At 58.9% G+C, this 24,072-nt stretch carries 24 protein-coding genes; 11 read left to right on the top strand and 13 right to left on the bottom strand.

All coding sequences use genetic code 11. From position 1 onward, the window contains the following. Window positions 1–358: 358 nt before the first annotated feature. Window positions 359–1,273, top strand: a complete 915-nt coding sequence (gene prmA, locus PXT33_RS01355; RefSeq protein WP_005943732.1) for a 50S ribosomal protein L11 methyltransferase — start codon at window positions 359–361, stop codon at window positions 1,271–1,273. A 299-nt stretch (window positions 1,274–1,572) separates the two neighbouring features. After that, complete coding sequence (locus tag PXT33_RS01350; protein ID WP_097774554.1) at window positions 1,573–2,316, top strand: 16S rRNA (uracil(1498)-N(3))-methyltransferase; 744 nt, start codon at window positions 1,573–1,575, stop codon at window positions 2,314–2,316. A 115-nt stretch (window positions 2,317–2,431) separates the two neighbouring features. Here the strand turns inward: PXT33_RS01350 and PXT33_RS01345 are convergent, their stop codons facing one another. The 4 genes from PXT33_RS01345 to PXT33_RS01330 all read right to left on the bottom strand — a co-directional run bounded on the left by PXT33_RS01345 (window position 2,432) and on the right by PXT33_RS01330 (window position 7,433). Next, window positions 2,432–3,568: an InlB B-repeat-containing protein gene (locus PXT33_RS01345; protein ID WP_332375800.1), complete on the bottom strand. Its 1,137-nt coding sequence runs from the start codon at window positions 3,566–3,568 to the stop codon at window positions 2,432–2,434. A 379-nt stretch (window positions 3,569–3,947) separates the two neighbouring features. Next, entirely contained in the window at window positions 3,948–4,391 is a 444-nt protein-coding gene (locus PXT33_RS01340; RefSeq protein ID WP_347070430.1) for a hypothetical protein, read from the bottom strand. Window positions 4,392–4,654: 263 nt separating this feature from the next. Continuing rightward, on the bottom strand, window positions 4,655–6,256 hold the full coding sequence (locus tag PXT33_RS01335; RefSeq protein WP_154255749.1) for a phosphoenolpyruvate--protein phosphotransferase: 1,602 nt from the start codon (window positions 6,254–6,256) through the stop codon (window positions 4,655–4,657). After that, complete coding sequence (locus PXT33_RS01330; RefSeq protein ID WP_097774552.1) at window positions 6,243–7,433, bottom strand: patatin-like phospholipase family protein; 1,191 nt, start codon at window positions 7,431–7,433, stop codon at window positions 6,243–6,245. Before PXT33_RS01330 ends, PXT33_RS01335 begins: the two co-directional genes overlap by 14 nt. A gap of 146 nt (window positions 7,434–7,579) precedes the next feature. Here PXT33_RS01330 and PXT33_RS01325 point away from each other — a divergent pair, with 146 nt between their 5' ends. After that, window positions 7,580–8,230 (top strand): HAD family phosphatase, encoded by a 651-nt coding sequence (locus PXT33_RS01325; protein ID WP_120080426.1) that lies wholly within the window; start codon window positions 7,580–7,582, stop codon window positions 8,228–8,230. A 188-nt stretch (window positions 8,231–8,418) separates the two neighbouring features. Further along, window positions 8,419–9,405, top strand: a complete 987-nt coding sequence (locus PXT33_RS01320; protein WP_097774550.1) for a glycosyltransferase — start codon at window positions 8,419–8,421, stop codon at window positions 9,403–9,405. Between the two features lie 52 nt (window positions 9,406–9,457). On the opposite strand, the gene PXT33_RS01315 is transcribed toward PXT33_RS01320, so the two are convergent. Further along, window positions 9,458–10,180 carry a LytTR family DNA-binding domain-containing protein gene (locus PXT33_RS01315; protein WP_154255750.1) on the bottom strand — a complete coding sequence of 241 codons (723 nt, stop codon included), beginning with the start codon at window positions 10,178–10,180 and terminating at the stop codon, window positions 9,458–9,460. A 108-nt stretch (window positions 10,181–10,288) separates the two neighbouring features. On the opposite strand from PXT33_RS01315, the gene PXT33_RS01310 reads away from it, so the two are divergent. Together PXT33_RS01310 and PXT33_RS01305 are read left to right on the top strand one after the other, a co-directional pair. Beyond that, window positions 10,289–11,161 (top strand): glycosyltransferase, encoded by an 873-nt coding sequence (locus PXT33_RS01310; protein WP_097774548.1) that lies wholly within the window; start codon window positions 10,289–10,291, stop codon window positions 11,159–11,161. Between the two features lie 14 nt (window positions 11,162–11,175). Next, window positions 11,176–12,081, top strand: a complete 906-nt coding sequence (locus tag PXT33_RS01305) for a glycosyltransferase family 2 protein (protein ID WP_291012500.1) — start codon at window positions 11,176–11,178, stop codon at window positions 12,079–12,081. A gap of 75 nt (window positions 12,082–12,156) precedes the next feature. Here the strand turns inward: PXT33_RS01305 and PXT33_RS01300 are convergent, their stop codons facing one another. Next, the gene (locus PXT33_RS01300) at window positions 12,157–13,956 is read right to left on the bottom strand and encodes an aminopeptidase P family protein (RefSeq protein WP_332375799.1); all 1,800 of its coding nucleotides are present in this window, start codon (window positions 13,954–13,956) and stop codon (window positions 12,157–12,159) included. Between the two features lie 529 nt (window positions 13,957–14,485). Between PXT33_RS01300 and PXT33_RS01295 the strand changes: the two genes are divergently transcribed. Genes PXT33_RS01295 through PXT33_RS01285 form a run of 3 tightly spaced genes read left to right on the top strand, consistent with a single transcriptional unit; the run spans window position 14,486 to window position 17,209 of the window. After that, window positions 14,486–15,715: a CobW family GTP-binding protein gene (locus PXT33_RS01295; RefSeq protein ID WP_332375798.1), complete on the top strand. Its 1,230-nt coding sequence runs from the start codon at window positions 14,486–14,488 to the stop codon at window positions 15,713–15,715. A 29-nt stretch (window positions 15,716–15,744) separates the two neighbouring features. Next, window positions 15,745–16,707 (top strand): outer membrane insertion C- signal, encoded by a 963-nt coding sequence (locus PXT33_RS01290; RefSeq protein ID WP_154260090.1) that lies wholly within the window; start codon window positions 15,745–15,747, stop codon window positions 16,705–16,707. Between the two features lie 25 nt (window positions 16,708–16,732). After that, window positions 16,733–17,209 (top strand): hypothetical protein, encoded by a 477-nt coding sequence (locus PXT33_RS01285; RefSeq protein WP_154260092.1) that lies wholly within the window; start codon window positions 16,733–16,735, stop codon window positions 17,207–17,209. A gap of 49 nt (window positions 17,210–17,258) precedes the next feature. Here the strand turns inward: PXT33_RS01285 and PXT33_RS01280 are convergent, their stop codons facing one another. From PXT33_RS01280 to PXT33_RS01265, 4 genes are all read right to left on the bottom strand, one after another. Continuing rightward, complete coding sequence (locus tag PXT33_RS01280; RefSeq protein WP_097781127.1) at window positions 17,259–17,948, bottom strand: Crp/Fnr family transcriptional regulator; 690 nt, start codon at window positions 17,946–17,948, stop codon at window positions 17,259–17,261. Between the two features lie 6 nt (window positions 17,949–17,954). Further along, window positions 17,955–18,812, bottom strand: a complete 858-nt coding sequence (locus PXT33_RS01275; RefSeq protein WP_332375796.1) for an NAD(P)/FAD-dependent oxidoreductase — start codon at window positions 18,810–18,812, stop codon at window positions 17,955–17,957. Window positions 18,813–18,999: 187 nt separating this feature from the next. Continuing rightward, on the bottom strand, window positions 19,000–19,329 hold the full coding sequence (locus PXT33_RS01270) for a branched-chain amino acid transporter permease (RefSeq protein WP_332375795.1): 330 nt from the start codon (window positions 19,327–19,329) through the stop codon (window positions 19,000–19,002). Further along, window positions 19,326–20,093 carry an AzlC family ABC transporter permease gene (locus PXT33_RS01265; protein ID WP_005943789.1) on the bottom strand — a complete coding sequence of 256 codons (768 nt, stop codon included), beginning with the start codon at window positions 20,091–20,093 and terminating at the stop codon, window positions 19,326–19,328. The genes PXT33_RS01270 and PXT33_RS01265 overlap by 4 nt, the downstream gene beginning before the upstream one ends. A 456-nt stretch (window positions 20,094–20,549) precedes the next feature. Between PXT33_RS01265 and PXT33_RS01260 the strand changes: the two genes are divergently transcribed. Next, complete coding sequence (locus tag PXT33_RS01260; RefSeq protein ID WP_347070429.1) at window positions 20,550–20,798, top strand: hypothetical protein; 249 nt, start codon at window positions 20,550–20,552, stop codon at window positions 20,796–20,798. Between the two features lie 48 nt (window positions 20,799–20,846). On the opposite strand, the gene PXT33_RS01255 is transcribed toward PXT33_RS01260, so the two are convergent. Continuing rightward, the gene (locus PXT33_RS01255; RefSeq protein ID WP_097781123.1) at window positions 20,847–21,308 is read right to left on the bottom strand and encodes a MarR family winged helix-turn-helix transcriptional regulator; all 462 of its coding nucleotides are present in this window, start codon (window positions 21,306–21,308) and stop codon (window positions 20,847–20,849) included. A 90-nt stretch (window positions 21,309–21,398) separates the two neighbouring features. Further along, entirely contained in the window at window positions 21,399–23,063 is a 1,665-nt protein-coding gene (locus tag PXT33_RS01250; protein ID WP_332375793.1) for a Na+/H+ antiporter NhaC family protein, read from the bottom strand. Window positions 23,064–23,172: 109 nt separating this feature from the next. On the opposite strand from PXT33_RS01250, the gene PXT33_RS01245 reads away from it, so the two are divergent. After that, complete coding sequence (locus PXT33_RS01245; protein WP_332375792.1) at window positions 23,173–23,313, top strand: hypothetical protein; 141 nt, start codon at window positions 23,173–23,175, stop codon at window positions 23,311–23,313. A 201-nt stretch (window positions 23,314–23,514) separates the two neighbouring features. On the opposite strand, the gene PXT33_RS01240 is transcribed toward PXT33_RS01245, so the two are convergent. Then, entirely contained in the window at window positions 23,515–23,904 is a 390-nt protein-coding gene (locus PXT33_RS01240; RefSeq protein WP_120080450.1) for a thioesterase family protein, read from the bottom strand. Window positions 23,905–24,072: the final 168 nt, after the last annotated feature.

Genomic DNA, 24,072 nt, shown 5'->3' with positions numbered 1-24,072 from the left:
AAAAGAAAGTCCCTTTCGCCTTTTTTCTATCAAAATGCATCAAAAGTCCTCATTTGGCAGTTTTTCAGTCGATAATTTTTGGGTTTTCCGCACAAGGGTCGTCTTTGTGTTGAAAATTCTTTTCTTTTTACGTACATTTTGCCCAAAGGCTTGCATCCCACAGCCGAATCGGGTACTATACTATTATAAAGAACATGCGCCCTCTCAGGCCGCTTCGCGTCCAGCTCTCCCAAAGGGAGAGCCCTTGGCAAAACCGCAAACTTTGCATGGACTGCCAAAGCCTCCCACTTTGGGGGAGGTGGCATTGCGCAAGCAATGACGGAGAGGGCGAGGATGCAAAATAAAAGGAGACAGCATTATGGAATGGACTGATATCCGCCTGACCGTGGCCAAGGCCGATGCCGACAACGCCGAAGCCGTTGCCACCATGATCGCCGAGGGCGGCATCTATATCGAAGACTACAGCGACATCGAGCAGCAGGTGGCCGAGATCGCCCATGTGGATCTGATCGAGCAGGAGCTGCTGGACAAGCCCCGCGATACCGTTATCATCCATATGTATCTGGAGCCGGGCGCTTCCCCCGTGGAAACGCTGGCCCTCATTGCTGCCCGCATGGAAGCTGCAAACATCGCCTACACCGTAGAGACCGAGGGCGTGGAGCAGGAGGACTGGCAGAACGGCTGGCGCAAGTATTATCACCCCCTGGAGATCGGAAAACGGCTGGCCGTGGTGCCCTCGTGGCAGCAGTACGACACCGACCGGGTAAAGCTGATCCTTGACCCGGGCCTTGCCTTCGGCACCGGCGGCCACGAGACCACCAGCCTGTGCATGGAAGCGCTGGACGAGCGGGTGACCGGCGGCGAGCGGGTGCTGGACATCGGCACCGGCAGCGGCATCCTTGCCATTGCGGCGCTGAAGCTGGGCGCTGCCGTGGCCGAGGGCGTGGACATCGACCCTGTGGCCGTGCGCACCGCAGGCGAGAACGCCGCGTTGAACGGCGTGCAGGACAAGCTGACCGTGCTGGTGGGCGACCTTTCCGATAAGGCCAGCGGCAAATACGACATCATCACCGCCAACATCGTGGCCAACGCCATTCTCAGTCTGGCACCGGCTGTGCCCGGCCTGATGGCGGAGGGTGCCACCTTTATTGCCAGCGGCATCATCGACAGCCGCAAGGACGAAGTGATCGCCGGGCTGGAAAAAGCCGGCCTTGCCGTTGTGGAAGTCAAGGAGAAGCGCGGCTGGGAGTGCATCGTCTGCAAGAAGGCGTAATTACAGAAGCTTTCATGATTTCTTTCAGCTGGCTTGCCCTCTCCGTCGCTTTGGCAAAACCGGAAAGTCTGCCGCACTGCCAAAAGCCTCCCTCCATGAGGGAGGTGGCAAGCCCGTCAGGGCTTGACGGAAGGAGTCCGTAACTGAAATACTCCTTCAGCCGCACTTCGTGCGCCAGCTCCCTCAAAGAGGGAGCCTTTGGCAAAACCGTAAACTTTGCCGCCATGCCAAGGGCTCTCCCCTTGGGAGAGCTGGCGCGTTAGCGACTGAGAGGGCGAGGACGTTTAAGGAGAACCACTATGCCGCACCGTTATTTTACCACCGAGATCTCTGACGGCACCGCCACCCTGCGCGGGGCCGATGCCCACCATCTTGCCCGCGTGATGCGCGCAAGGCTGGGCGATACTGTCATTCTATGCGACGGCAATGCCGTGGAATACACCGCCACCATCACCGGCTTTGGCGATGAGTGTGTGGAGTTCCGGGTGGAGCCGGGCTATCCCAGCGCCGCCGAACCCAGCGTGGAGGTCACTCTGCTGGCCGGCTACCCCAAGCAGGACAAGCTGGAGCAGATCATCAAGCACGGCGTGGAGCTGGGCGCAGCCCACATCGTGCCCTTCTTCAGCCGGTACTGCGTGGCGGCCCCCAAAAAAGAGGAGCAGAAGAACGAGCGCTACAACCGTATTGCGGTGGAAGCCGCCAAGCAGTGCGGCCGGGGCATTCTGCCGGATGTGGCCCTGCCGCTGGCAAACTTTGGTGCCGTGTGCCGCACCTTTGCACAGTACGATCTTGTGCTGTTCTGCTACGAGTGCGGCGGCGCGCCCCTGCGCGACCTGCTGGCCGCAGCAAAGCCCGCCGATGGTGAAAAACTGAAAATCGCCATCGTGACCGGAGCCGAGGGCGGCTTTGCCGCCGAGGAAGCCGAGATGGCCGCAAAGGCCGGTGCCCGAACGGTGGGCCTTGGCCCCCGCATCCTGCGGTGCGAGACCGCCCCGCTGGCCGTGCTTGCTTCGGTAATGACCCTGACGGGGAATCTGGAATAATGCTTTGTGCTGCCCGGCAGCGCCTGCGGGCCTTCCGGACAGCAACAAGGGGCCGCTCCCGGAAAGGAGCGGCCCCTTGTTTTTTTATTGTTCCGCTGTGCAGACGCAGGGCAGATCAGTCAATGAGACCCTTGTCCTTTGCATTCTGCCAGGTAAGGCAGACGCGCAGCTTGCTGACCGGGAAGCACGGATGGAACTTGTTGTTGTCCTCGTCGAACTTCATCAGCTCCTGCTCCACCATCCAGTGTGCAGCCTTCTGGGCATCGGTATCGGCGGCGTCAATGTCCGCATACAGGTCCTCATCGGTCATGTTCTGCGGCTCCGGCTTGCCTGCACGCTCCCAGACCAGCTCTGCCAGCTCGATGCGGTTGGAAGGCAGGGGGAGGCCCTGCATGTTCATCATACGGTAGATGCCGGTGCCGGTCTCATAGGCACCCAGGATTACAGCGCCGCCGATGATGACACCGGGCAGGACGGGGTCCACGGGGCCCACCGGGTCCACCGGGTCTACCGGGTCCACAGGCGGCTCCACGGGGTCCACGGCTTCGTACACGGCTCTGACCGTCACGTTGCCTTTGGGCATTTTAAGGATCGCCTTGGTCTGGTCCTCCTCATTGGGGAAGGTCAGAAGGTCACGCAGGTCATTCTGTACAACGCCGTTCACCTTCACGAACCAGACTGCGAACTTCTGTCCATCGGGGGCTGGGTCTGCGGTCAGGGTGACCGGGGTGCCCACCGGCACCTGCGTGACCTTATCCAGCACGGTCGTGCCGTCCACAGTCGCTTTGGCATTCTCGGCATCCACCGTGTAGCCGGTGCGCGGGGTCAGGTAGCGGTAGTTGTTGACCGCATCGTAGGCCACAAAATAGGTCTTGCCCTCTGCATCCTTATCGTTGCTGACAAGGTTCAGCTTTTCCTGCCCGGTCGCATCCGCCGTGGTGATCTGGCGCGGGGTGGCAATGGGGCTGTCTGCCACCTTTACGGTCGCAGTGTCGGTAAAGGTATCTTCGATGGTAATGTATTGTCCTGCTTCCAGATAAACATCGTTCTCGTTATCCTTGAAAGCCGCATCTTTTAGGGTGACACTTGATGCATTCTCTTTATTCCAGATGCCATACTGTGCATTTTCAATCGTAGCACTATGGATGTCGGTAATAGCATTCGCCTCCGTTCGTACACCCGACCTTGGAAGGTCGGTTTGATTTCCGGCAACACGAATTTCTGTTTTACCCTTGGTTTCATCAATCGTCATTTTGCCACGATTACAAATCACCGTTCCCTTACCCTCAAAAGTACCACCATGAATGTTTGTAGTACTATTTGCTGTTGTATTTATGCACAAGGAGGTGCTTTGGGAAGTGTAGCGGCCTCCGTTGATATCGGCTGTACCAATGTTCGTTACAGGACAACCACTCTCATTGCTTACTTCTACGTCATCGTTCAATTCGATTCTTGAAGTACCAGTACGATTGTACACTGTCGGAGCCCCCGGGCTCTTGCTTTCGTATTTTCCACCGTAAACATATGCCGTTCCCCAGTTGTTAAGCGCATTATCAAATTCAGAGAACGATGTTACATCGTGCAGATATACTGTCCCATAAAAATTGAATAGAGTTTCATGTCCGCTGGACTTATATATACCGCCGTTCATAGTTACTGTTGCTTTCGCTCCCGTGTTCCACATCCACATGCACACGGATGCACCTTCCGCTGGTAACAGAGAACTCATTGTTCTGCAGATTATTGATTGTGACCGTGCCATTGCTGATTAGCAGAGCATTGTCGGTAGGTCCGAGGTTAGAATTTTCTACCGGCCCAGTAATATTGATGACCACATTTCCATCCGGCACGTTTATGGTAACCGTCTGTGTATAGGGACCGCTCATGCTATAGGTTCCCGATTTAGTAATCTCCTCGCCGTCTTTCAATATTCTTCCCTGATTCTCGCTTGCCTGCACACTCACGCCGGTTTCAGAGCCTGTCCCCCCAGCGGCAAATGCACTTGCCGGAAGGACAGAAGCCATCATGCAGCCTGCAAGTACCGCGCTGATGAGCCGTGTGCCAAATTTTTTCATGCTATGACTCCTCTCATGTTTCGCTTTTTTCATGAAGGCAGGCTGTTTTTTCGCCCGCCCGCACAGTTCACACACCTAAAGTATAACATTCCCACAACAAAGTGCAATCTTCATCCTGTACGAAGCTTTTGTACCCCCCCCCCATGTTTTTTGGTGTGTTCTGCACAAAAACGGAAGAGAAAATACTTTTGCAGCCGCAGAAAAACAGCCCGGAACGACCCACAGATCGTTCCGGGCTGCTGTGTCAAAAATGGTTTGGAGCGTCAGAGCTCCAGCAGGGCTTTCTTCACATTCAAAAGGTTCTGCGGGCTCACCGAGAAGCTGCGCAGGCCCAGCTGCAGATACTGCACCGTGTTGGCCGGGTTGCCCACCGCAAGGCCGCAGATGGTCACCGGCACATTGCGCACCTTTGCGGCATCCAGCACCATAGTGATAAGCTTTTTCATGGCGCTGCTGGCCGGGCGGTAGTAGTGCTCGGCGCTGGCAAGCTCCCGGTCTGCCGCGTGGGTGTACTGGGTCAGGTCGTTGGTGCCGACCACAAGAAAATCGACCCCGTGCTCTACAAATTCCTCAGCGGTCAGGCAGGCAGCGGGTACGCTGAGCATCACGCCGAACTTTGTATCTTCGTTGAACGCCACGCCGCGCTCCCGCAGGTGCTCGCGGCAGCGCTCCACCACACGCATGGCTGCGTCCCAGTCCTCCACATTCGTCACCATGGGGAACATCACCCGCAGCGGGCCGCGGGCGGCGGCGCGCAGCAGCGCACAGAGCTGCGTCTCGAACTGGTGGGGCTGGCGCAGACTGTTGCGGATGCCCCGCAGGCCAAGCTTGGAAGACTGCAGGCCCTGATAGGCGTCGGAAATGGTGCGGTCTGAGCCAAAGTCGAAGGTGCGCACCGTTACCGGGCAGCCCTTGGCGGCAGCAAGACAGGAGCAGTAGAAGAAATACTGTTCCTGCTCATCGAGGATGCGGCCCGGCAGCATCATGTAGCCGGTGCGCAGCAGGCCCACGCCCTGTGCACCGGACTGCATGGCCGTGTCGATGTCCTCCGGCCCAAAGCAGTTGGCCAGCAGCTCAAAGGGCTGGCCGTCCTTTGTCCTGTTGGGCAGAGCATGCAGCTGCCCCATCTCTTCGTTCTCCCGCTGCAGCTCGCAGATGCGGGTCTCGGCCTGCTGGCGGGCGGCAGCGTCCGGGTCCAGCGTGCACTGGCCCCCGGTGGCGTCCAGAATGACGGTGCGGCCGTCGCAGTCGTCCAGAAAATCCCGGCCCACCTGCACGATGCCCGGGATATTCATTGCCCGGGCAATGATGGCCGCGTGGCTCTGGCCGCTGCCCTCTGCCGTGATGATGCCAAGGATCATGCCGGAGGGCACGCTGAACAGGTCGGTGGGCATCAGCCGCTCTGCCGCAAGGATCACCGGGTGGTCCAGCGCCAGCCACATGCGGGGGCGGTTGGTGATGATGTTGATGACCCGGCGGCTTGCGTCGAGAATATCCACACTGCGCAGCTGCATGTAAGGGTTATCCTTCATGTTGGCCAGCTGGTCGGCGTAGCGCTGGCCCACCTGATTCATGGCCGCTGCCGCGCCAATGCCCGCATTGATGCAGAAGCGCACCTCGTTCATCATGCCCTCGTCGTCCAGCATCATGCTCTGGAACTGGAAGATGGCCTGCTCGCTGGGTGCGGCACGGTCTGCCATGGATTCCAGCTCGTCCTGTGCGGTGCGGATGGCATCGGTGAGCAGCTGCAGCTCCCGGGACGGTTTAAAGGGGCCCACGGTCGTGGTCTCCACATGGTGCTCCAGACGGCTCACCTGCCCCAGCACAAGGCCGGGAGAAGCGCAGGAACCTTTATACACTTTCATGTTCGGTCACCTCCGGCAAAAGCTCGGCTTCCGGCGTGGTCAGGGTGCGCCAGACCAGCGCCTGCAAAAAGGTATTGGGCAGCAGCGCGGCCAGTGCGGCCCGCGCCGCATCGGCACTGCCCTCAAACAGCGGCGCAAAGCTCTGCATCCGTGCCTGATCGCACTTTGCAAGGAATGCATCGCACAAAGTATGGGTGGTGTAGTAATGGGCTGGGTCCACACCGGCATCTTCCGCGGCGGCTTCCAGCGGGGCAAGGTCGGCATCCTTCATCTTGGCCAGCAGCAGGGCCGCATCCGCCGTCAGGGTGACCGGGTATTTCTCCCGCACGGCCTTTTGCACCCGCTCAAATTTTGCGTGGAACGCAGCAGCGTCCGCGCAGCTCTGGGCATCACAGGAGACAGCATAGGCACACCCCCGCAGATATCCCATAGCGCGGCGGGTATCATAGTAGCCCAGCTCGATGTTGCGGCGGGCGGTGTCAGGGTCAAAGTGCAGGATATCGCCCAGCTCCCAGTAGCTGCGCACCATCACGGTGGGCAGGCCGGTGAGGTTGGGGCGGGTGATGCCCACGCCTTCCAGATCGACGCACACCAGTTCATCCGCGCCCATGCGTTTGGCAAGACCGGTGGGCATGTTGTCGCTGTAGCCGCCATCCAGAAACTTGACCCCGTCGATCTCCCGCGCACGCAGCGCCGGGAAGCAGGCAGCGGAGGCCATCAGGTAGTCCTTGACCTTTCCTGCCGGGATCTCGTCCAGCGTCAGCTCCCGGGGCTTTAAGCCCCGCTGCTCCACCGTGACAAGGCCGAAGCGGATGGGAGCCGCGCGCAGGGCATCCTCGTCCAGCACCCGCTCCACGATCTCTTCCAGCGGGGTCACATCCATGCCGCCGGCTTTCACCACGCTGCGCAGGAACTGGTGCAGGGCCGAAAGGTCGGCATCCTCCTCCGGCAGCTCCATCACATCCTTGCTGCGGATGGCCAGCCACATATCGCGGGCCGTCTCGTACTGGTCCAGCACGAACATGGCACCGTTCAGGCTGCCAACGCTGGTGCCGGTAATGATCTGCGGGTGCCAGTCCAGCTCCATCAGCGCGCGCCACACACCCACCTGATAGCTGCCCCTGGCTCCGCCGCCCGCCAGCACCAGAGCTTTGCACGGAGCACTGCGTTCATCCATTGCATCCGCCTCCTTTGATTGGTTCCGGTTTTGTTCAGATTATAGCATATTTCCAGAGAAATTTCTTCCGTTTTTTGTAAATTGATGCCTTTCTCCCGGCAAAGAAACATGGTATACTTGTCAGGATCTCAAAAGGAGGCATTCTCATGCACTGCAAGCAATGGATCTTTGATATGGACGGCACCCTGACCGACAGCATGACCGTGGTGTGGGAGGGTGCCCCCGACGCACTGCTGCGCCGCTATGGCCGCACCCCGCGGGGGGATCTGCGCGCCACACTGCTGAACATGGGAATGCAGGAGGGCGCACAGTATCTGATCCGGGAGTACGGCCTGCCGCTGACCGAGGAAAGCTATTTTTCCGTGATGCGCGAGGTGATCGCCGAATTGTACGAGACCGTGGAGCTGAAACCCGGCGTGCGCACGATGCTGGCAAAGCTGCAGGCCGAGGGCGCACGCATGTGCATCTGCTCCAACACCTGGGCCGAACAGTGCCGCACCGTGCTTACCCGGCTTGGCATCGCGCAGTATTTCTCCTTCATCGTGGAAGCGCGGGGCGTGCTGCACAAAAGCCACCCGGAGGTGTTCTTTGAGTGCATGAGCCGTCTGGGCGGTGCAGACCCCGCCGCCTGCGCCGTGTGCGAGGATGCCGTATACGCCGCCGCCACCGCCCACAAGGCCGGGTATTACGTCATTGGCATTGCAGACCGCACCTCTGCCGCCGACGAGCCGGAGATGCGCCGCATCTGCAGCCAGTTCGTGCCCCGGTGGGATGCGCTGGACTGGACACGTGTGTAAGAAAAAAGGGCCGCAGCGTGCGGTTCTTTTCTTTATCTGATCCTTCTTTGCTCTTGCATTTTGTGCGCAAGAAGAGTATGATATTATAAATAGGACTGCCCCAAGGGGGAAGTGTCCTCATTTGTGAGAATACACTCTGTGATTTTTAATATAAAGGTATAATATCCGTAAAGAGGAGACCTTCCGTCATGAACAACCCACTCGTCAGCATTATCGTGCCTGTGTACAACGTGCAGAATAGTGTTGCCCGCTGTCTGGAGAGCATTTGTGCCCAGACATGGAAGGATATCGAGGTCATTCTGGTCAACGACGGGTCCCGGGACGAAAGCTTTTCCATCTGTGAGCAATTCCGTGAAAAGGACCCCCGCATCGTTCTGGTGGACAAATCCAATTCCGGCGTGTCGGAGACCCGCAACTGCGGCATGTCCCTTGCAAGGGGCAAGTATGTGCAGTTTGTGGACAGCGACGATTATCTCGACCCTGATTTTACCGAGCGGCTGGTGACTGCTGCCGAAGCGAACAACGCCGATCTGGTCATTGCACCTTACTGGATGGTGATTCCCGCCAACTCTTCCAAGGCCACGCAGGCACTGGAAAACCTGCAGGAGAACCTTGGCATCGATGCCGAGAAAAAGCCCGATGATATCCGTGAATACGGCTTCCTGCCCGAGGGCATCTACGACCGCGATACCTTTGCCCTGCGCCTGATGGAGAAGCCCGCATCCTTCTTCTACAGCGTGCTGTGGAACAAGCTCTACCGCCGGGATATTCTGGCAGACCATCATCTTCAGTTCACCAGCGAGGTGCGCTGGGCCGAAGACCTGGTTTTCAATCTGGAATACATTTTGTACGCCAATGTTTTCGTATCCATTTCCAAAGCGGGCTACCACTATGTGCAGAACCCCCAGAGCATCTGCCACACCCAGATCAATCTGGCTTCCATCGTGCAGAACAAACTGCAGGTGTTCCGCTATTACAAGGAGCTGTACACAAAGCTGGGCCTGTACGATCAGGTGCAGCCGCAGCTGTATAAATTCCTGACCGCGTTCTCCGAGAACGCCTATCCCTCCGGTTCTCCCCAGAAGATCATCATGGACATGGCCAACCGCTGGGGCTTTGGTGTTCTGGATGCTTCCGACAAGGAAAAGAAACACAAAACCGAACCCGATGCCTGATCTCCGGGCACGAAAAAAGAGCCGTGAAAGCGGCTCTTTTTTGTTTGCCATTTTACCGGTCGATCCAGCTGCGGAAGGCTTCGCGCACTGCACCCTCCCGTCCGCGCGGGATGGGGATGCGCGCACCGCTGCACATCTGCAGCTCGCCCGCCGTCAGCAGCTGTGCCGCCGCCAGATTGACCACATAGGAGCGGTGCGGCTGCAAAAAACGCCCGTCTTCCAGCAGCGGCTTTGCTACCTCGGCAAAGGACACCCGCAGCGAAAGGGACACCACATCCTCGCCGCTGAGCAGATGGAAGTGCACCACATGGTGGGTGCACTCCAGATATTCGATCTGCGCATAGGCCAGCGCCCGCAGGCCTTCGGCGGTGACAACGGTCATTGCCGGGCCGTACTCCGGCTCGGTGGCGCGGGCAAGCAGGGCCGAAAGCTCCTGCTGGTGCACCGGCAGAAGCAGATACTGCATGGCATCCACCCGGAAAGCACTGTAGGCGTGGGCCGGTGTGCGGGCCGCAAAGGCCAGCGGAGCCCTGCGGCCCCGGCGGCGCAGCTCCGCAGCCGCCGAAAGCCCTGCCGGGGCCGCTACAGCGCCCAGCTCGATGAGATACAGGTCAAACCGTTCTCCCTCGGTGTCCCGGCGCAGCAGCGCATCTGCATCCGGCAGCTGCTGCACGATGCACGCATCCTGCCGCCGGGCAAAATATTCCATGCACTGGCGTTCCAGCCCACTGCGCAAGGCCGCGTCCGGGCTGCATACCGCAATGTGAAATACCATCTCACATTCTCCTTTCCGCCAGCCGCCCGCCTTGATTTTTGCGCAGGGCTGGAGTATGATAAATAAAACTTTGCTGCATCGAAAAAAGAAAAAACGGAGGGACCCGCCATGCCGCAGCCGCTTGTCAGCGTTATTGTGCCCGCCTATAACGCGGCGGGCTTCATCTCCCGCTGTGTGGAGAGCATCACATCCCAGAGCTACCCGGAGCTTGAGATCCTTCTGCTGAACGACGGCTCCACCGACGACACCCTTGCTGTCTGCCGGAAGCTTGCTGCCGCCGACAGCCGCATCCGTGTGGTGGACAAGCCCAACACCGGCGCAGCAGACACCCGCAGCTGCGGCCTTGCCCTTGCCCACGGCGAATACATCCAGTTTGCGGACAGCGACGATCACCTGCTGCCGGGCTGCACCGCAAACCTGGTGGCTGCTATGCAGCGCAGCCATGCCGACCTTGTGCTGGCTCCCTACCGGATGATGGTGCCCCGCAAGGATGGCGGCTACGACACCCGGGAGTACAGCCTGCTGCCCGCCGGGGTGTACAACAAGGTGGATTACCTGTGGCAGCTCACCGGCAATGCCGCTGCCTTTTACTACGGCGTGCTCTGGAACAAGCTCTACCGCCGGGATCTCATCCAGATGGCGCACATCCGGTTCGAGCATGTGGTATACGCCGAGGACCAGCTGTTCAACACCCGGTATCTGCAGGTGGCACAGCGGTTTGCCGCCATCGACGAAGCCGCCTACTGCTACATCCAGAACCCGCAGAGCGTATGCCATACGCAGGTGAGCGCGGCGGACATGCTGCGCCACCGCAGCCGGATGTACCACACCTACAAGGAACTGTGCATCCAGCTGGGCGTGTACGATAAATTCCGCCTGCGGCTGCACGGCATCTATCTGAGCCTGTTTGAAAGCCCTCTGCCCAACGGCCCGGTGCAGAAGCTTTCCGACGCATTTGCCCGCACCCACAGCCGCATCTGAGAAAAGGAGAACCTATGGAATTTCCCCTTGTAAGCATCATCGTGCCCATGTACAACACTGCCGGGTGCATTGCCCGCTGTGTCAAAAGCATTTGCGCCCAGACTTATAAAAGCATTGAGATCCTGCTGCTGAACGATGGCTCCACCGACGACACCCTTGCCGTCTGCCGCGCCCTTGCCGCCAGCGACCACCGCATTGCACTGGTGGATAAAACCAACACCGGCGCAGCGGATACCCGCAATCAGGGCATTGCGCTGGCCCACGGCAAATACATCCAGTTTGTGGACAGCGACGACTGGCTGGCCCCCGATTTTACGGAAAAGCTGGTCTCCGCCGCCGAGGCCCACACCGCCGATCTTGTGATTGCGCCCTTCTGGATGGTGTACCCGGAAAACTATGTGGAGCACATCCGCCCATGGGAAAAGGCGCTGCAGCATGTGCTCCAGCGCAATCCGCCCCGCACCCGGGCCTATGGCTATCTGCCTGCCGGGGTGTACACCGGACAGGAGTACGCAAAGCATCTGATCCAGAAGCCGAACACCTTCTACTATGGCAGTCCCTGCAACAAGCTCTACCGCCGTGACCTCCTGCGGAAGCACAGCCTCCATTTCCGCAAAGAATTGTTTGCGGAGGATCAGCTGTTCAACACCGAATATCTGCGTTTCGTGCACACTGCCGTATCCATCCCGGACATCGGCTATTACTACCTGCAGAACGGCCAGAGCGTCTCCCACTCCAGAGTGACCACCGCCGACATCCTTTCGCTGCGGCGGCGGGTGATGCTCCTGTACCGGGACATCTACACCGAACTTGGCATCTACCCGGAAACGCGGGCCGCCATCCTGCGTTCGCCCTTTGGCGAAAACGAGTTCACTCTTCCGCCGCTGGACACCCCACAGACGCACTGCTGCAAGCTGTGACCCTATAAAAAGCACCCGGCTGCCGCCGAGAGCCGCTCTGGCTCCTGCACGGCTCCGGGTGTTTTTTGCGCTTTCTCAGCAGCCGATGGCGGCACACTTCTCCGCCAGCCAGCTGCGTTCTTCGTCGTTCAGGTGCGGTGCCAGCTTTGCAAACACCTGACGGTGGTAATCGTTCAGCCATGCGATCTCGTCCTTATCCAGCACACCGGGCAGGATGGGCGAGGTGGCAATAGGCACAAAGGTCAGCGGCTCAAAGCCCAGAAAAGTGCCGTACTGGTTATCCGCCTTGTGCACGCACACCAGCTCGTTCTCGATGCGGATGCCCACGAGGTCAGTCTCGTAAACGCCCGGCTCGTCGGTGACCACCATGCCGGGACGCATCCGGGTGGTGTTGCGGCTGTTCAGGGCATGGGGGCCTTCGTGCACGTTGCCCACAAAGCTGACGCTGTGACCGGTGCCGCAGCGGTAGTTGATGAGGTGCCGCCACAGCGGTTCCCGGGCAATGGTGTCGATCATCTTACACTCGCAGTAATCCAGCCAGACGGCCTTGGCAAGGTCGATGTGGCTCTGCAGAGTCCATGTGTAGAAGCGCTTTTCGTCCTCGGTCAGCGGGCCAAGCGGGTAGGTGCGGGTGATGTCGGTGGTGCCGTCCATGTAGGTGGCACCGCTGTCCACCAGCAGAAAGCCCTTCTTTTCCAGCACAGCGTGATCTTCCGGGGTGGCGTGGTAGTGCATCATGGCTGCGTTGCCGCCGTAGGCCGCAATGGTGCCAAAGCTTTCCACAAGGAATTTATCGTCCGCACTGCGGTACTTGTGCAGAATTTCATCCACCGTCAGCTCGGTCAGGGTCTCACCGGCAGCAAGACGGCTTTCCAGCTCGATCTGGAACCGCACCATGGCCACAGCGTCCCGGATATGGGCCTGCTTTGTGTGGGCAAGCTCCGTTTCGTTCTTCACGCCCTTCATCATCAGCAGCGGGTCGGTGCCGTCCTTCACGGTGAGGGCAGGGTTCTGCTCCAGCACCTGATACACGGCGTAGTTCACCGTAGCGCACTCGGCCAGCACGGTCTGGGGTTCCGTCTCAGCAGCGAGGAACTTCAGCACATCGTCGTACTCCGCCAGCGTGATGCCGTTGGCCTCCAGCTCTGCCCGGGCTTCCGGGGCCACGCGGGCTGTGTTGATGAAGAGCACCGCGCGGCTGGGGGTCACATAGCAGTAGGCCATGGCATAGGGAGTGCACTCAATGTCCATGGCGCGCAGGTTCAAAAGCCATGCCAGATTATCCAGCTTGCCCACAAACTGAGCGGTGCAGCCCCGCTCCTTGAGCTTGCTGCGCAGCTGATCCAGCTTTTCCGCCGGGGAGAAGCCCGCATATTCCTTCGGCAGGATCCACGCTGGGGTATCCGGCAGGGCAGGGCGGCCCTCTGTCCACAGCTCGTCCTCAAGGTTCAGGGTCTTGATGAAAGCGCCCTTCTTTTCCAGTGCCTTTTTCAGGTCGTTCACGAGGGCCGTGCTGGCGGTCAGGCCGCACAGGCCCAGTGCTTCGCCCACATTCAGGGCATTTGCGCAGTATTCCTCCACGGTGGGCACGCCGGGTTCCCCCATGCGCTGCAGCTTGATCTCGGTACCCGCAATTTCCTTCTCGGCCTGCACAAAATAACGGCCGTCGGCCCACAGGGCGCTCTCGGTGCGGGTGACCACGAAGTTGGAGTTCTCGCCGTGGAACCCGGAGAACCAGGTCAGGCTGGTGTAATGGCAGGGCAGGTATTCGCTGGCGTGGGGATCACCCACAGGGATCAGATAAACGGCCACGCCGTTTGCAGCCATGGCGGCACGCAGCGCGGCAAGGCGCTCTGGAACGGTATTCATGCTCATATGATTTGCTTCCTTTTCTCTCACCGGAAAGCCCGGCAGCGGTGCATTTCTGTTTGGCCTTATTGTATCATTCCGGGAAAAAGATTGCAATGCAGGGGCGGGACGGTTTGGAATGACCTCCGCTGCCGGAGAGCATCCTCGCTGGCTGGACCCTCTCAGTCAAAGCCTTGCGGCTTTGCCAGCTCCCCCGAAAGGGGGAGCTTTATTCGTGCCGACCTTCAGAAAACAAAAAGCTCCCCCTGAGTGGAACGACTTCCCCCGGCCGGGGGAAGATGGCGAAGCCAGAAAGGGGAACGGCTGGCGAACGCAGTGAGCCTGAGAGGGTTGGCGTCCTCTCAGCAAAACCGTCAGGTTTTGACTGAGGGAGTTCGTTCTCCCTCAAAATGCCGCCAATTTGCAAAAAAAGTTACAATTTTTTCTTGAAAAAGGCGGTTTTCCCATTGACAGCCTTGTTATAATAGGAGTGTAAGTTTTTTGAGCCAGCACTCTGCGGCTCTGTGTGCTATTCAAAGAAAGAGGCAATTGAATCATGACCAAAATCGATATTTTCTCCGGCTTCCTTGGTGCCGGTAAAACTACCCTGATCAAAAAGCTCATCAAAGAGGCCTTTGCCGGCCAGCAGGTGGTGCTGATCGAGAACGAGTTCGGCGAGATCGGCATTGACGGCGGCTTTCTGAAGGAAAGCGGCATCCAGATCAACGAGCTGAACGCCGGCTGCATCTGCTGCTCTCTGGTGGGCGACTTCCGCACCGCCCTGCAGCAGGTGGTGGAGCAGTACCACCCCGACCGCATCGTCATCGAGCCCTCCGGCGTGGGCAAGCTCTCCGATGTGACCCGCGCTGTGGAAGGCGTGGCCGAGCATCTGGATGTGCAGCTGAACAGCTTTGTCACCGTGGCCGATGTGAACAAGGTGAAGATGTATATGAAGAACTTCGGCGAGTTCTACGACGACCAGATCAGCCACGCAAGCTGCATCCTGCTCAGCCGCACCCAGACCGCCAGCGAAGAGAAGATCGCCGCTGCGGTCGCCATGCTGCGCGAGAAGAACCCCACCGCTACCATCGTGACCACCGCATGGGACGAACTGACCGGTGAGCAGATCCTGAAGGCCATGTCCACCAAGGACGACTTCAAGGCAGAGCTGATCGCCATGGCTGCAAAGGCCAATGAGGAGCACGCCCACGAGGACGAGGAAGAAGAGCATCACCACGATCATGACGACCACGACCATTGCTGCTGCGGCCACCATCACGACCACGATGATGACGACGAGGACGAGCACGAGCATCACCACGATCACGATGAAGATGATGATCACGATGAGCATGAGCACCATCATCACGATCATGATGACCATGACCATTGCTGCTGCGGCCACCATCACGACCACGATGATGACGATGATGACGACGAGCACGAGCATCATCACGACCATGACGGCCACTGCTGCTGCGGCCATCACCACCATCATCATGACCACGATGCCGACGAGGTATTCACCAGCTGGGGCGTCGAGACGGCCCGCAAATTCACCAAGGCAGAAGTGGAGCACGCCCTCACCGAGCTGGATACCGGCAATTACGGCATGATCCTGCGCAGCAAGGGCATCGTGAACGGCGGCGCAGACGGCTGGCTGGAGTTCGACTATGTGCCCGGCGAATGGGAAGTGCGTGCCCGCGGTGCAGATGTGGGCGGCAAGCTGGTCGTGATCGGCTCCAAGCTGAACGAAAAGGCCATTGCAGAGCTGTTCGGCTGCTGAGCTTAAAGTAAAAAGGAGAAACCATTCCTATGGCAAAAGAAATTCCGGTCTACCTGTTTGTGGGCTTTCTGGAAAGCGGCAAGACCAAATTCATTCAGGAGACCTTTGAAGACCCCAACTTCGACTCCGGCGACAAGACCCTGCTGCTGATCTGCGAGGAGGGCGAAGAAGAGTATAATCCCAAAAAGTTCGCCTTTCCCGGTGTGACCGTCAAGGTGCTGGAGGACAAGGCCGAGCTGAACCCGCAGAATCTGCTCAAGCTGGAAAAGGAATCCGGTGCAGGCCGTGTGGTCATTGAGTACAACGGCATGTGGCTGCTGCAGGATCTGGCCGAGGCTCTGCCCGAGAGCTGGATCGTGTACCAGTGCATCGCCACCGCCGACGGCACCACCGCCCTGACCTACGCCCGCGACAACTCCATGCGCAGCCTGCTGCTGGACAAGATCGCCCGCAGTGAGCTGATCGTGTTCAACCGCGCTGAGGCCGTGAACAACGATGCCGCCCGTCAGGAGCTGCACAAGCTGGTGCGTCAGGCTTCCCGCAAGTGCGATATCGCCTACGAGTTTGCCGACGGCAGCGTGGCCTACGACGATATCCCTGATCCGCTGCCCTTTGACATCAACGCGGACATCATCGACGTTCCGGATGACGATTTCGGCATCTGGTACATGGACTGTCAGGACGAGCCCCAGAAGTATACCGGCAAAACGGTCAAATTCCTTGCACAGGTGTGTCAGACCAACCGTGCCGGCAAGAACAGCTTCGTGCCGGGCCGTTTCGCCATGACCTGCTGCGTGCAGGACATCCAGTTCGTTGGCTTCCCCTGCAGCTACGATGGCTACAAGGCGCTGGAGCAGCGCGCATGGGTGCGGGTGACCGCAAAGGTAGGCTACAAGTTCCATAACATCTACCGCGGCAAAGGCCCGGTGCTCACCGCCATTTCGGTGGAGCCTGCCGAAAAGCCGCTGAACGATGTGGTAACATTCTCTTGATCTGATCTTTCAAGGAGGTCCCGGCATGAAAACACTGTTTCGTATCCTTGGCACGGCCGCTGCTGTGGCCGTTACCGGTGCTGCCATTGTGGCACTGGACAAGATCCTGAACCAGAAAGACCCGCTCCATGTGGAGGAAGTAGAGTTCCCGGAGGACGCCGAGCAGAACGCTGAGGAAGCCGCCAAGACTGCCGAAGCCTACGCCGAAGCGGAAACCAAAGCCTCCGATGCTGCCAACGAAAAGGCTGCAGAAGAAGCTGCGCCGGAAGCTCCTGCCGAAGAAGCGGCAGCTGCTGCCCAGCCCGCCGAAGAAGCCTCTGCCCCGGCGGCACCCGCGGAGGGCGGTGAGAAGCCGGTGTTCGACCCGGAAGCTCCCAACCAGAACCCTGTGGAAGCAGGCCCCGCTGTTGCCCCCAAAGACGAGAGCGGAAAATTCGACCCCACCAAGATCGCCGAAGCCAGCGACTTTGGCGACTGGGAAGAACAGGGCTGCAAAGGATAACCTATGACTCAAAAAGGGACGATGTGATGTTTACATCGTCCCTTTTTTGTTATTGTCCTCTTGCCAGCTGCTGCAGCTTTTTCCTGTCCAGCACCTGCACGCCGCCCCGGAACAGCCGCACCCAGCCCTCCTGCGCAAAGTATTTCAGCATCCGGCTCACCACCTCGCGGGCAGACCCCATGTATTTTGCCATCTGGTCGTGGGTCATGCGTACCTCATCACCGCCGGTCTTGGCCAGCTCATCGGTAAGAAAAATGGCAAGCCTGCGGTCTGCGCTCATGAACAGCACCTGCTGCATGGTCCACATGCTGTCGGAAAAGCGCTCCGCCGTCATCTGATAGGCGTAGCAGCGCACATGCACGTTCTGCTGCATCAGCCTGCGGAAAACGCCCGCGCTGATGCAGTAGGCCTCGGTGTCCTCTTCGGCATCAATATACAGGTCGATGTTCACCGAGTCCATCACGCAGGATGCCGACAGGATGCACACCTCCCCGCCGAACAGGCGGTAGAGCGTCACGTCCCGCCCGTCCTCCGAGAGCAGATAGGCCCGCAGCTGGCCCGAGCGCAGCAGCAGGATGCCCACGCAGCTTTCCAGCGGGCTGTGCACCCTTGCCCCCTTTGCGTAGTGCACCGGCCGGGTGTAGCGGCAGAGCATGTCCTGTTCGTCGGGTGTCAGGTCGTTCCAGAAGGGAAAACCTTTGGCCAGACAATCGCGGTGTTCCTTTGTTGTTTCCGACATTGCTTTTCATCCTTTCCGCAGGGCCTTGGCGGCTTCAGTGCCCGCCTGCGCGCCCTCATACACGGCCTTTGCCACCTGCAGAAGGCCCCCGGTGCAGTCGCCCGCCGCATACAGGCCGGGCACGGTGGTCTGCATTTTTTCGTCCACCACGATGCGGTTCCCGTCCACCTCTGCGCCGATCTTCCTAGCCAGTGCGGTGCTGCCCGCCACGCCCAGCGCCACAAATACACCGCTGACAGGCAGCTGCACGCCGCCGGACAGCTGCACGCCGGTGATAACGGTTTCGCCCAGAACAGCCTCCACGGTCTGCGGATAGACTGTGACCTCCGGCGGGAAGTCCGCCGTCAGCGGTGCGCCGTTGGTCAGCAGGGTGACGCTGCGCACCACCGGCAGCAGAGCCTGCACCTCGTGCAGGGCGTACTCGCCGCTGCCCAGCACCGCCACGTCCTTTCCACGGTAGAAAAAGGCATCGCAGGCGGCACAATAGCTCACGCCGTGCCCCTCCAGCCCGGCAAGGCCCGGGATGCGCGGCACCGCCCGGGATGCACCCGTGGCAAGGATCACAGCGTCCGCCGGGTAATTTTTATCCACTGTTTCTACGGTGAGTTTATCCGTATAGGTCAGGCCCACGGCTTCGGCTGTGACGAATCTCACACCAAGGCGCTTTGCATTCTCGATGCTGCGGCGTTCCAGTTCCGCACCGGAGACCGGCTCGGCAAAGCCGTAATAGTTTTCAATTTTTTCGGCGCGGTGCAGCGCACCGGGGCCTTTGGTGAGCACCGTGGTATCCACACCGGCGCGGACAGCGTACAGAGCGGCGGATACGCCCGCCGGGCCGGAACCTATAATGATGATGCTGGGCATGGGAAAACCCTCCTTCGGATGCATTTTTCTACAGTATACACCTTTTTTTGAAAAATTTCCGTGACCGGGTCGCAAAGCATCGGTTTTTCGGACGGTCCTGCTCCGGTTCGCTGTCAGCGGATCGTCCCATGCACAAACGCGCTGTCGTACAGGAATCTTCCTGCTCGGCAGCGCGCTTTTTCTTTCTTCAGAACACCAGCTGCACCAGCAGCACATAGCACAGCGTACCGCCTGCGACACTGAGCAGGGTCTCATGCTTCCACTTGTGCAGGCCCACCGTCACCAGCAGGGCGATGGCCTCCGGAATGCCGCGGCTGCCCGCAAAGGGGGTGACGCTTTTCAGGCAGTAGACGATCAGCATACCAAAGATGGCGGCGGGCAGCACCCTGCCCAGATACCGCACCACCTCCGGCGGCTGCTGATCCTTGGAAGAGAACACCACAAAGGGCAGAAAACGGGTGAGCATGGTGGCGGCGGTGCACACTGCAATGGTCAGGCCCATCTGGACTGTGGTCATGCGCCCACCTCCTCGCCGCTTTTTTCTGCTTCGGTGCCTTCGGCCTTTTCGATCGGTTTACGCAGAGCCAGCAGCAGGATCAGGATGCATCCCATGGAGGGCAGCAAAAAGCTGCCGGAGCCAAAAAACACCAGACACGCCAATGGGGCGGCAAGGCCGATCAGGGCGCTGTAGTGCTGCCGGTCCTTTTCCCACTGGTTGAGGAAGATCACCGTGAACATGGCGGTCATCACAAAGTCCACACCCTCGGTGCTGAAGGGCAGCACCGAGCCCACCACCGCGCCAAGACCGGCACTGGCCACCCAGTAGCACTGATCCAGCAGGGTGATGAAGAACATGAACCAGCCCCTGTCCACCCCTTCCGGCGGCTCGGCCGAACAGGTGATGGAAAAGGTCTCATCGCTCATGGCAAAGATCATATAAAAGCTGCGCAGGCCGTAGCCCTTGTAGCGCTCCAGCATGGCAAGGCCGTAGAACAAATGCCGCGCCTGGATCATCAGCGCCATCAGAAACGCCGAAAGGGGTGAGAACGCGCTCAGCAGCAGGCTTGCCAGCACAAACTCCAGCGAACCGCCGTACACCACGGTGCCCATGAGCATGGGCATCCACACCGGCAGGCCCAGCGACTGCACATAAATGCCATAGCCCATCCCCAGCACAAAATAGCCCGCCAGCACCGGAATGGTCTGCGGTGCGGCGGCACGCAGTGCCCGCCATACGGTGCTCTGCCGCCTTGTCAATTGTTGTTCGGTTACGTGTTCCATTGGCCTTTTCCTCAAAATACGATGCCGGTTTCCTCTTTGGCCTCATTGCCGCCGATAAACCCATTCTCTCGATATGAATATGTCTGTATTATAACAGGTCTCACGGCTTTTGCAAAGGTGTATCCCCACTGCTTTTGGCAGAACGACAGATTTTTTCTTTAAATTTTATGCAATTTTTAACGGATACAAAGTGACTCGCAGTCAGTGCTTTATTATTTTAATGCAGTAAAGGTTCTTTGCAGGATCCTGTTCCTGAACTATCCCTAAAATGCCGGTTGTGCTTTAGTCATACTCATTTGACAGATGCCATCTTTTCCGGTATCCTGTCCGTATCGCAAGGACGGCGGGCCGAAAACACCCGCCTTTTTTCGTTCATTCTGTATTTATTGGGAGGACATTTTATGGCAACCATGAAGGACATCATCCAGAGCCCGCTGCTGCGCCCTGTTCGGCTCCATGGCGCTGGGTCTGTTCGCCAGCTCTGCCAGCGGCAGCAAGGTGGTCAAGGGCGGCATCAAGGGCGTGCTGCCGGTGCTCATCATCATGACGGTGCTCTCCCTCGCCGCACGCCTTGCAGGCTACGGCTCCGTGCTGGGCGGCCTTGTGGGCATCTTCATCATCGTGATGCTGCCCATCGGCATCCTTACCTCCTATGTGCTGTGGAAGAAGGGCAGGATCCAGGTAGTAGATAAAGAGCAGAAGTAAGGGGAAACAAAAGAACTCCCGGACGGATGTCCGGGAGTTCTTTGTTGCTTATTCTGCCTTTTCGTCCTTCTTGAGCATATCCAACTCGGGCATCAGCTCGGTGCTCACAATGGTGAGCATCTCCTCCAGCTTTGCACAGTCCTCGGGTGAGAAGCGCTCTCTTGCGCGCTCCACCACAGTGTGCAGATAGGAATAGCTGATGTTGTAGTAATCGATATACTTCTGGGTGGGGCGCAGGTGATACTCGCGCCGGTCGGTGGTGGACTGGATCTTTTCCACATAGCCCTTCTTCACCAGACTGCCGATCTTATACGCCGCGTTGGGGGTGGAGATCTGCATCATGCGGGAAAACTCCGCAATGGTGGGTTCGCCCATAGCCATGATGCCCTCCATGCAGAAGGACTCCACCGTGGTCAGCGTGGCTTCCCGGGTGGCAAAACGCTGAAAAACGTTCTGGTAGAAATGCAGCTTGAATTTGGTGTATACGTCCTGAAATGCCTGTTCCAGCATAGGTCGTGTGCCTCCGATAGTTCATTTTATTTAAAAATACCACGTTTTGGCCGCGGCGCAAAGCGAAACAGCTGAATTTTGGGCAGGAATTTATTCTGCCGCCTTTTTGTTCGTGCGCACACGGATCACGCTGAGCACCACCAGCTCTACGGCAATGGCAACGGCCAGCAGGATCAGCGAGGTGAACAGGCTGCCGTTGGCACCAAGGAAAGCCTGTGCAATGCCCGTGATGACATAGCACACTGCCGCGCAGGAAGCCGCCGTAATGGCGTAGGGCAGCTGGGTGGACACATGGTTCACATGGCTGCAGTGGGCACCGGCGGATGCCATGATGGTGGTGTCCGAGATGGGGGAGCAGTGGTCGCCGCAGACGGCACCGGACAGGCAGGCCGCAATGGAAATGACCAGCATCTCGCCCTCCGGGAAGGCATGGCACACGATGGGGATGAGGATGGAGAAGGTGCCCCAGCTCGTGCCGGTGGCAAAGGCAAGGAACACTGCCACAAGGAAGATGATGACCGGCAGCATGTACTGCAGCGCTGCAGCAGAGCCACTCAGCAGGTTGGCAACGTAATATTTTGCGCCCAGCAGGCCAGTCATGCCGGACAGGGTCCATGCGAGGGAGAGGATCAGCATGGGGCTGACCATGGCCTTGAAGCCCTCGGGAATGCAGGCGGCAAAGTCCTGAAAGGTCATCACATTGCGCACGCGGTAGAACACAAAGGTGAACAGCAGGGCAATGCTGCTGCCCAGCACCAGACCTGCAGAAGCGTTGCAGTCCGCAAAGGCGGTAACGAAGTCCACGCCCTCAAAGAAGCCGCCGGTGTAGATCATGCCGAAGATGCAGGCTGCGATCAGCACCAGCACCGGGGCGATCAGGTCCGCCACATGGCCGCGGGTGTCGGTGCCGTCGTCCACATCGTTGCCGTAGGGACGGTCGGCGGTGGTAAACAGGTCGCCGTTTTTGGCGTTGTCCTCGTTGAGCTTCATGGAGCCAAAGTCCGTGCCGGTGAAGATGAGGAACAGGCTCATCACGAGGGTGAGCAGGGCATAGTAGTTATAAGGAATGGTGCGCAGGAACATGGTAAAGCCGTTGATGCCGGAGCCTTCCGGCACGCTGGAAGTGACCGCAGCTGCCCAGCTGGACACCGGCGCAATGATGCATACGGGTGCTGCGGTGGCATCGATCAGGTAGGCCAGCTTTGCGCGGGACACCTTCTGCCGGTCGGTGACCGGGCGCATGACAGAGCCCACGGTCAGGCAGTTGAAGTAGTCGTCCACAAAGATCATCACGCCCAGCAGCAGGGTGGCAAACTGCGCACCGGCCCGGGAGTGAATGTGGGTGGAGGCCCAGCGGCCAAAGGCGGCAGAGCCGCCGGCCTTGTTCATCAGGGCCACAAGGATGCCCAGCATAACAAGGAACACCAAAATGCCCACGTTGCTGCTGTCCGAAAGCTTGGCCACCATGCCGCCGTCCTCATTGAAGAACAGGGTGTTGATGGCCAGCTCCAGATTGCCGTTGGCATATAGCAGTGCACCGGATGCGATGCCCACCAGCAGGGAGGTGTACACCTCCTTGGTGTTCAGCGCCAGCACAATGGCGATCACCGGCGGCAGCAGCGAAAAGATGGTGCTGTACACCGCACAGGTATAGGTGGACGGGTCCGCGATCTTGCCGGGCGTTGCCGCTGTGCACCACAGCAGCAGGGCAAACACCAGCAGAGCTGCGAACCATGAAAGGTTCTTGTTTTTCATAACGGATTCCTCTTTTTTCAAATTTCCGGGGATGCATACCCTTTGCCCGCAGGAAAAACTATCCCCACTGAATGCAAGGGAGGTGTGCACCGCGCCGGACTATAAAGCGATGTATTTTGAGCTGTTCCGGGCCAGCGTGCAGGCCGCCCAGCTCTTGCAGGACGCGCAGAAGCGTGCCGCGCAGCACTTGCTGGAAGCTGACCCGCCGCCGATCAGGCTGGAGCAAACAGAGCAGACGGATGAAGAATAGTTTTCTTCGGTCAGCGTCCTCGCCCTCTCAGTCACCTTCGGTGCCAGCTCTCCCAAGGGGAGAGCCTTTGGCAAAACCGGGAACTTTACCGTACTGCCAAAGCCTCCCTCATTGAGAAAGACTTCCCCCGGCCGGGGGAAGATGTCGTGTAAGCGACAAAAAGGGGAACGGTGGCATCGCGCAGCGATGACGGAAGGAGTTTTACCCCTTCTTTGCCTCCGCCTTGGCTGCGAACTTGGCGTTGTTGATGACAAAACGTTCGTGGGTGCCGCCGCCTACAGGGCCTTTTTCGTCGTGCAGGGCCACCTTGAAGGTAAGCTTGCGGCCTTCCACCGCCACCAGCTCGCTCTCGCAGGTCACGGTCATGCCCACGGGGGTGGGGGCGGTGTGCTCCAGCTCGAGCTTGGTGCCCACCGAGCCATTGCCCTCGCCCAGCGCGTCGGCCACGCTCATCCAGCAGGTCTTTTCCGCCAGAGCCACAAGGGCCGGGGTGGCAAACACCTCCAGCGTGCCGCTGCCCATGGTCTTTGCTGTATTGGCTGCGGTGACGAGCACGCTCTGTTCCCCGCGGATACCGGTTTCCAATGTCATATACTTTCCTCTCCTTTTGCGCGCCGTATGGCGCATTTTATTTTTGAACACCTTTATAAGATACCACATTTTGCACCAGAACGCACCCTATTTTGCACTTTTTTGTGAATTTCTCTTTTTCTTTTTGCGCAAACGGGCTGCCAAGGAGCGGAAAGAGCGGCATTCCAT

It is taken from the genome of Faecalibacterium taiwanense (assembly GCF_036632915.2).
Classification (GTDB): domain Bacteria; phylum Bacillota; class Clostridia; order Oscillospirales; family Ruminococcaceae; genus Faecalibacterium; species Faecalibacterium taiwanense.
Note: the sequence above shows the minus strand (reverse complement) of the source record. Positions and strands in the feature narration are given on the sequence as shown.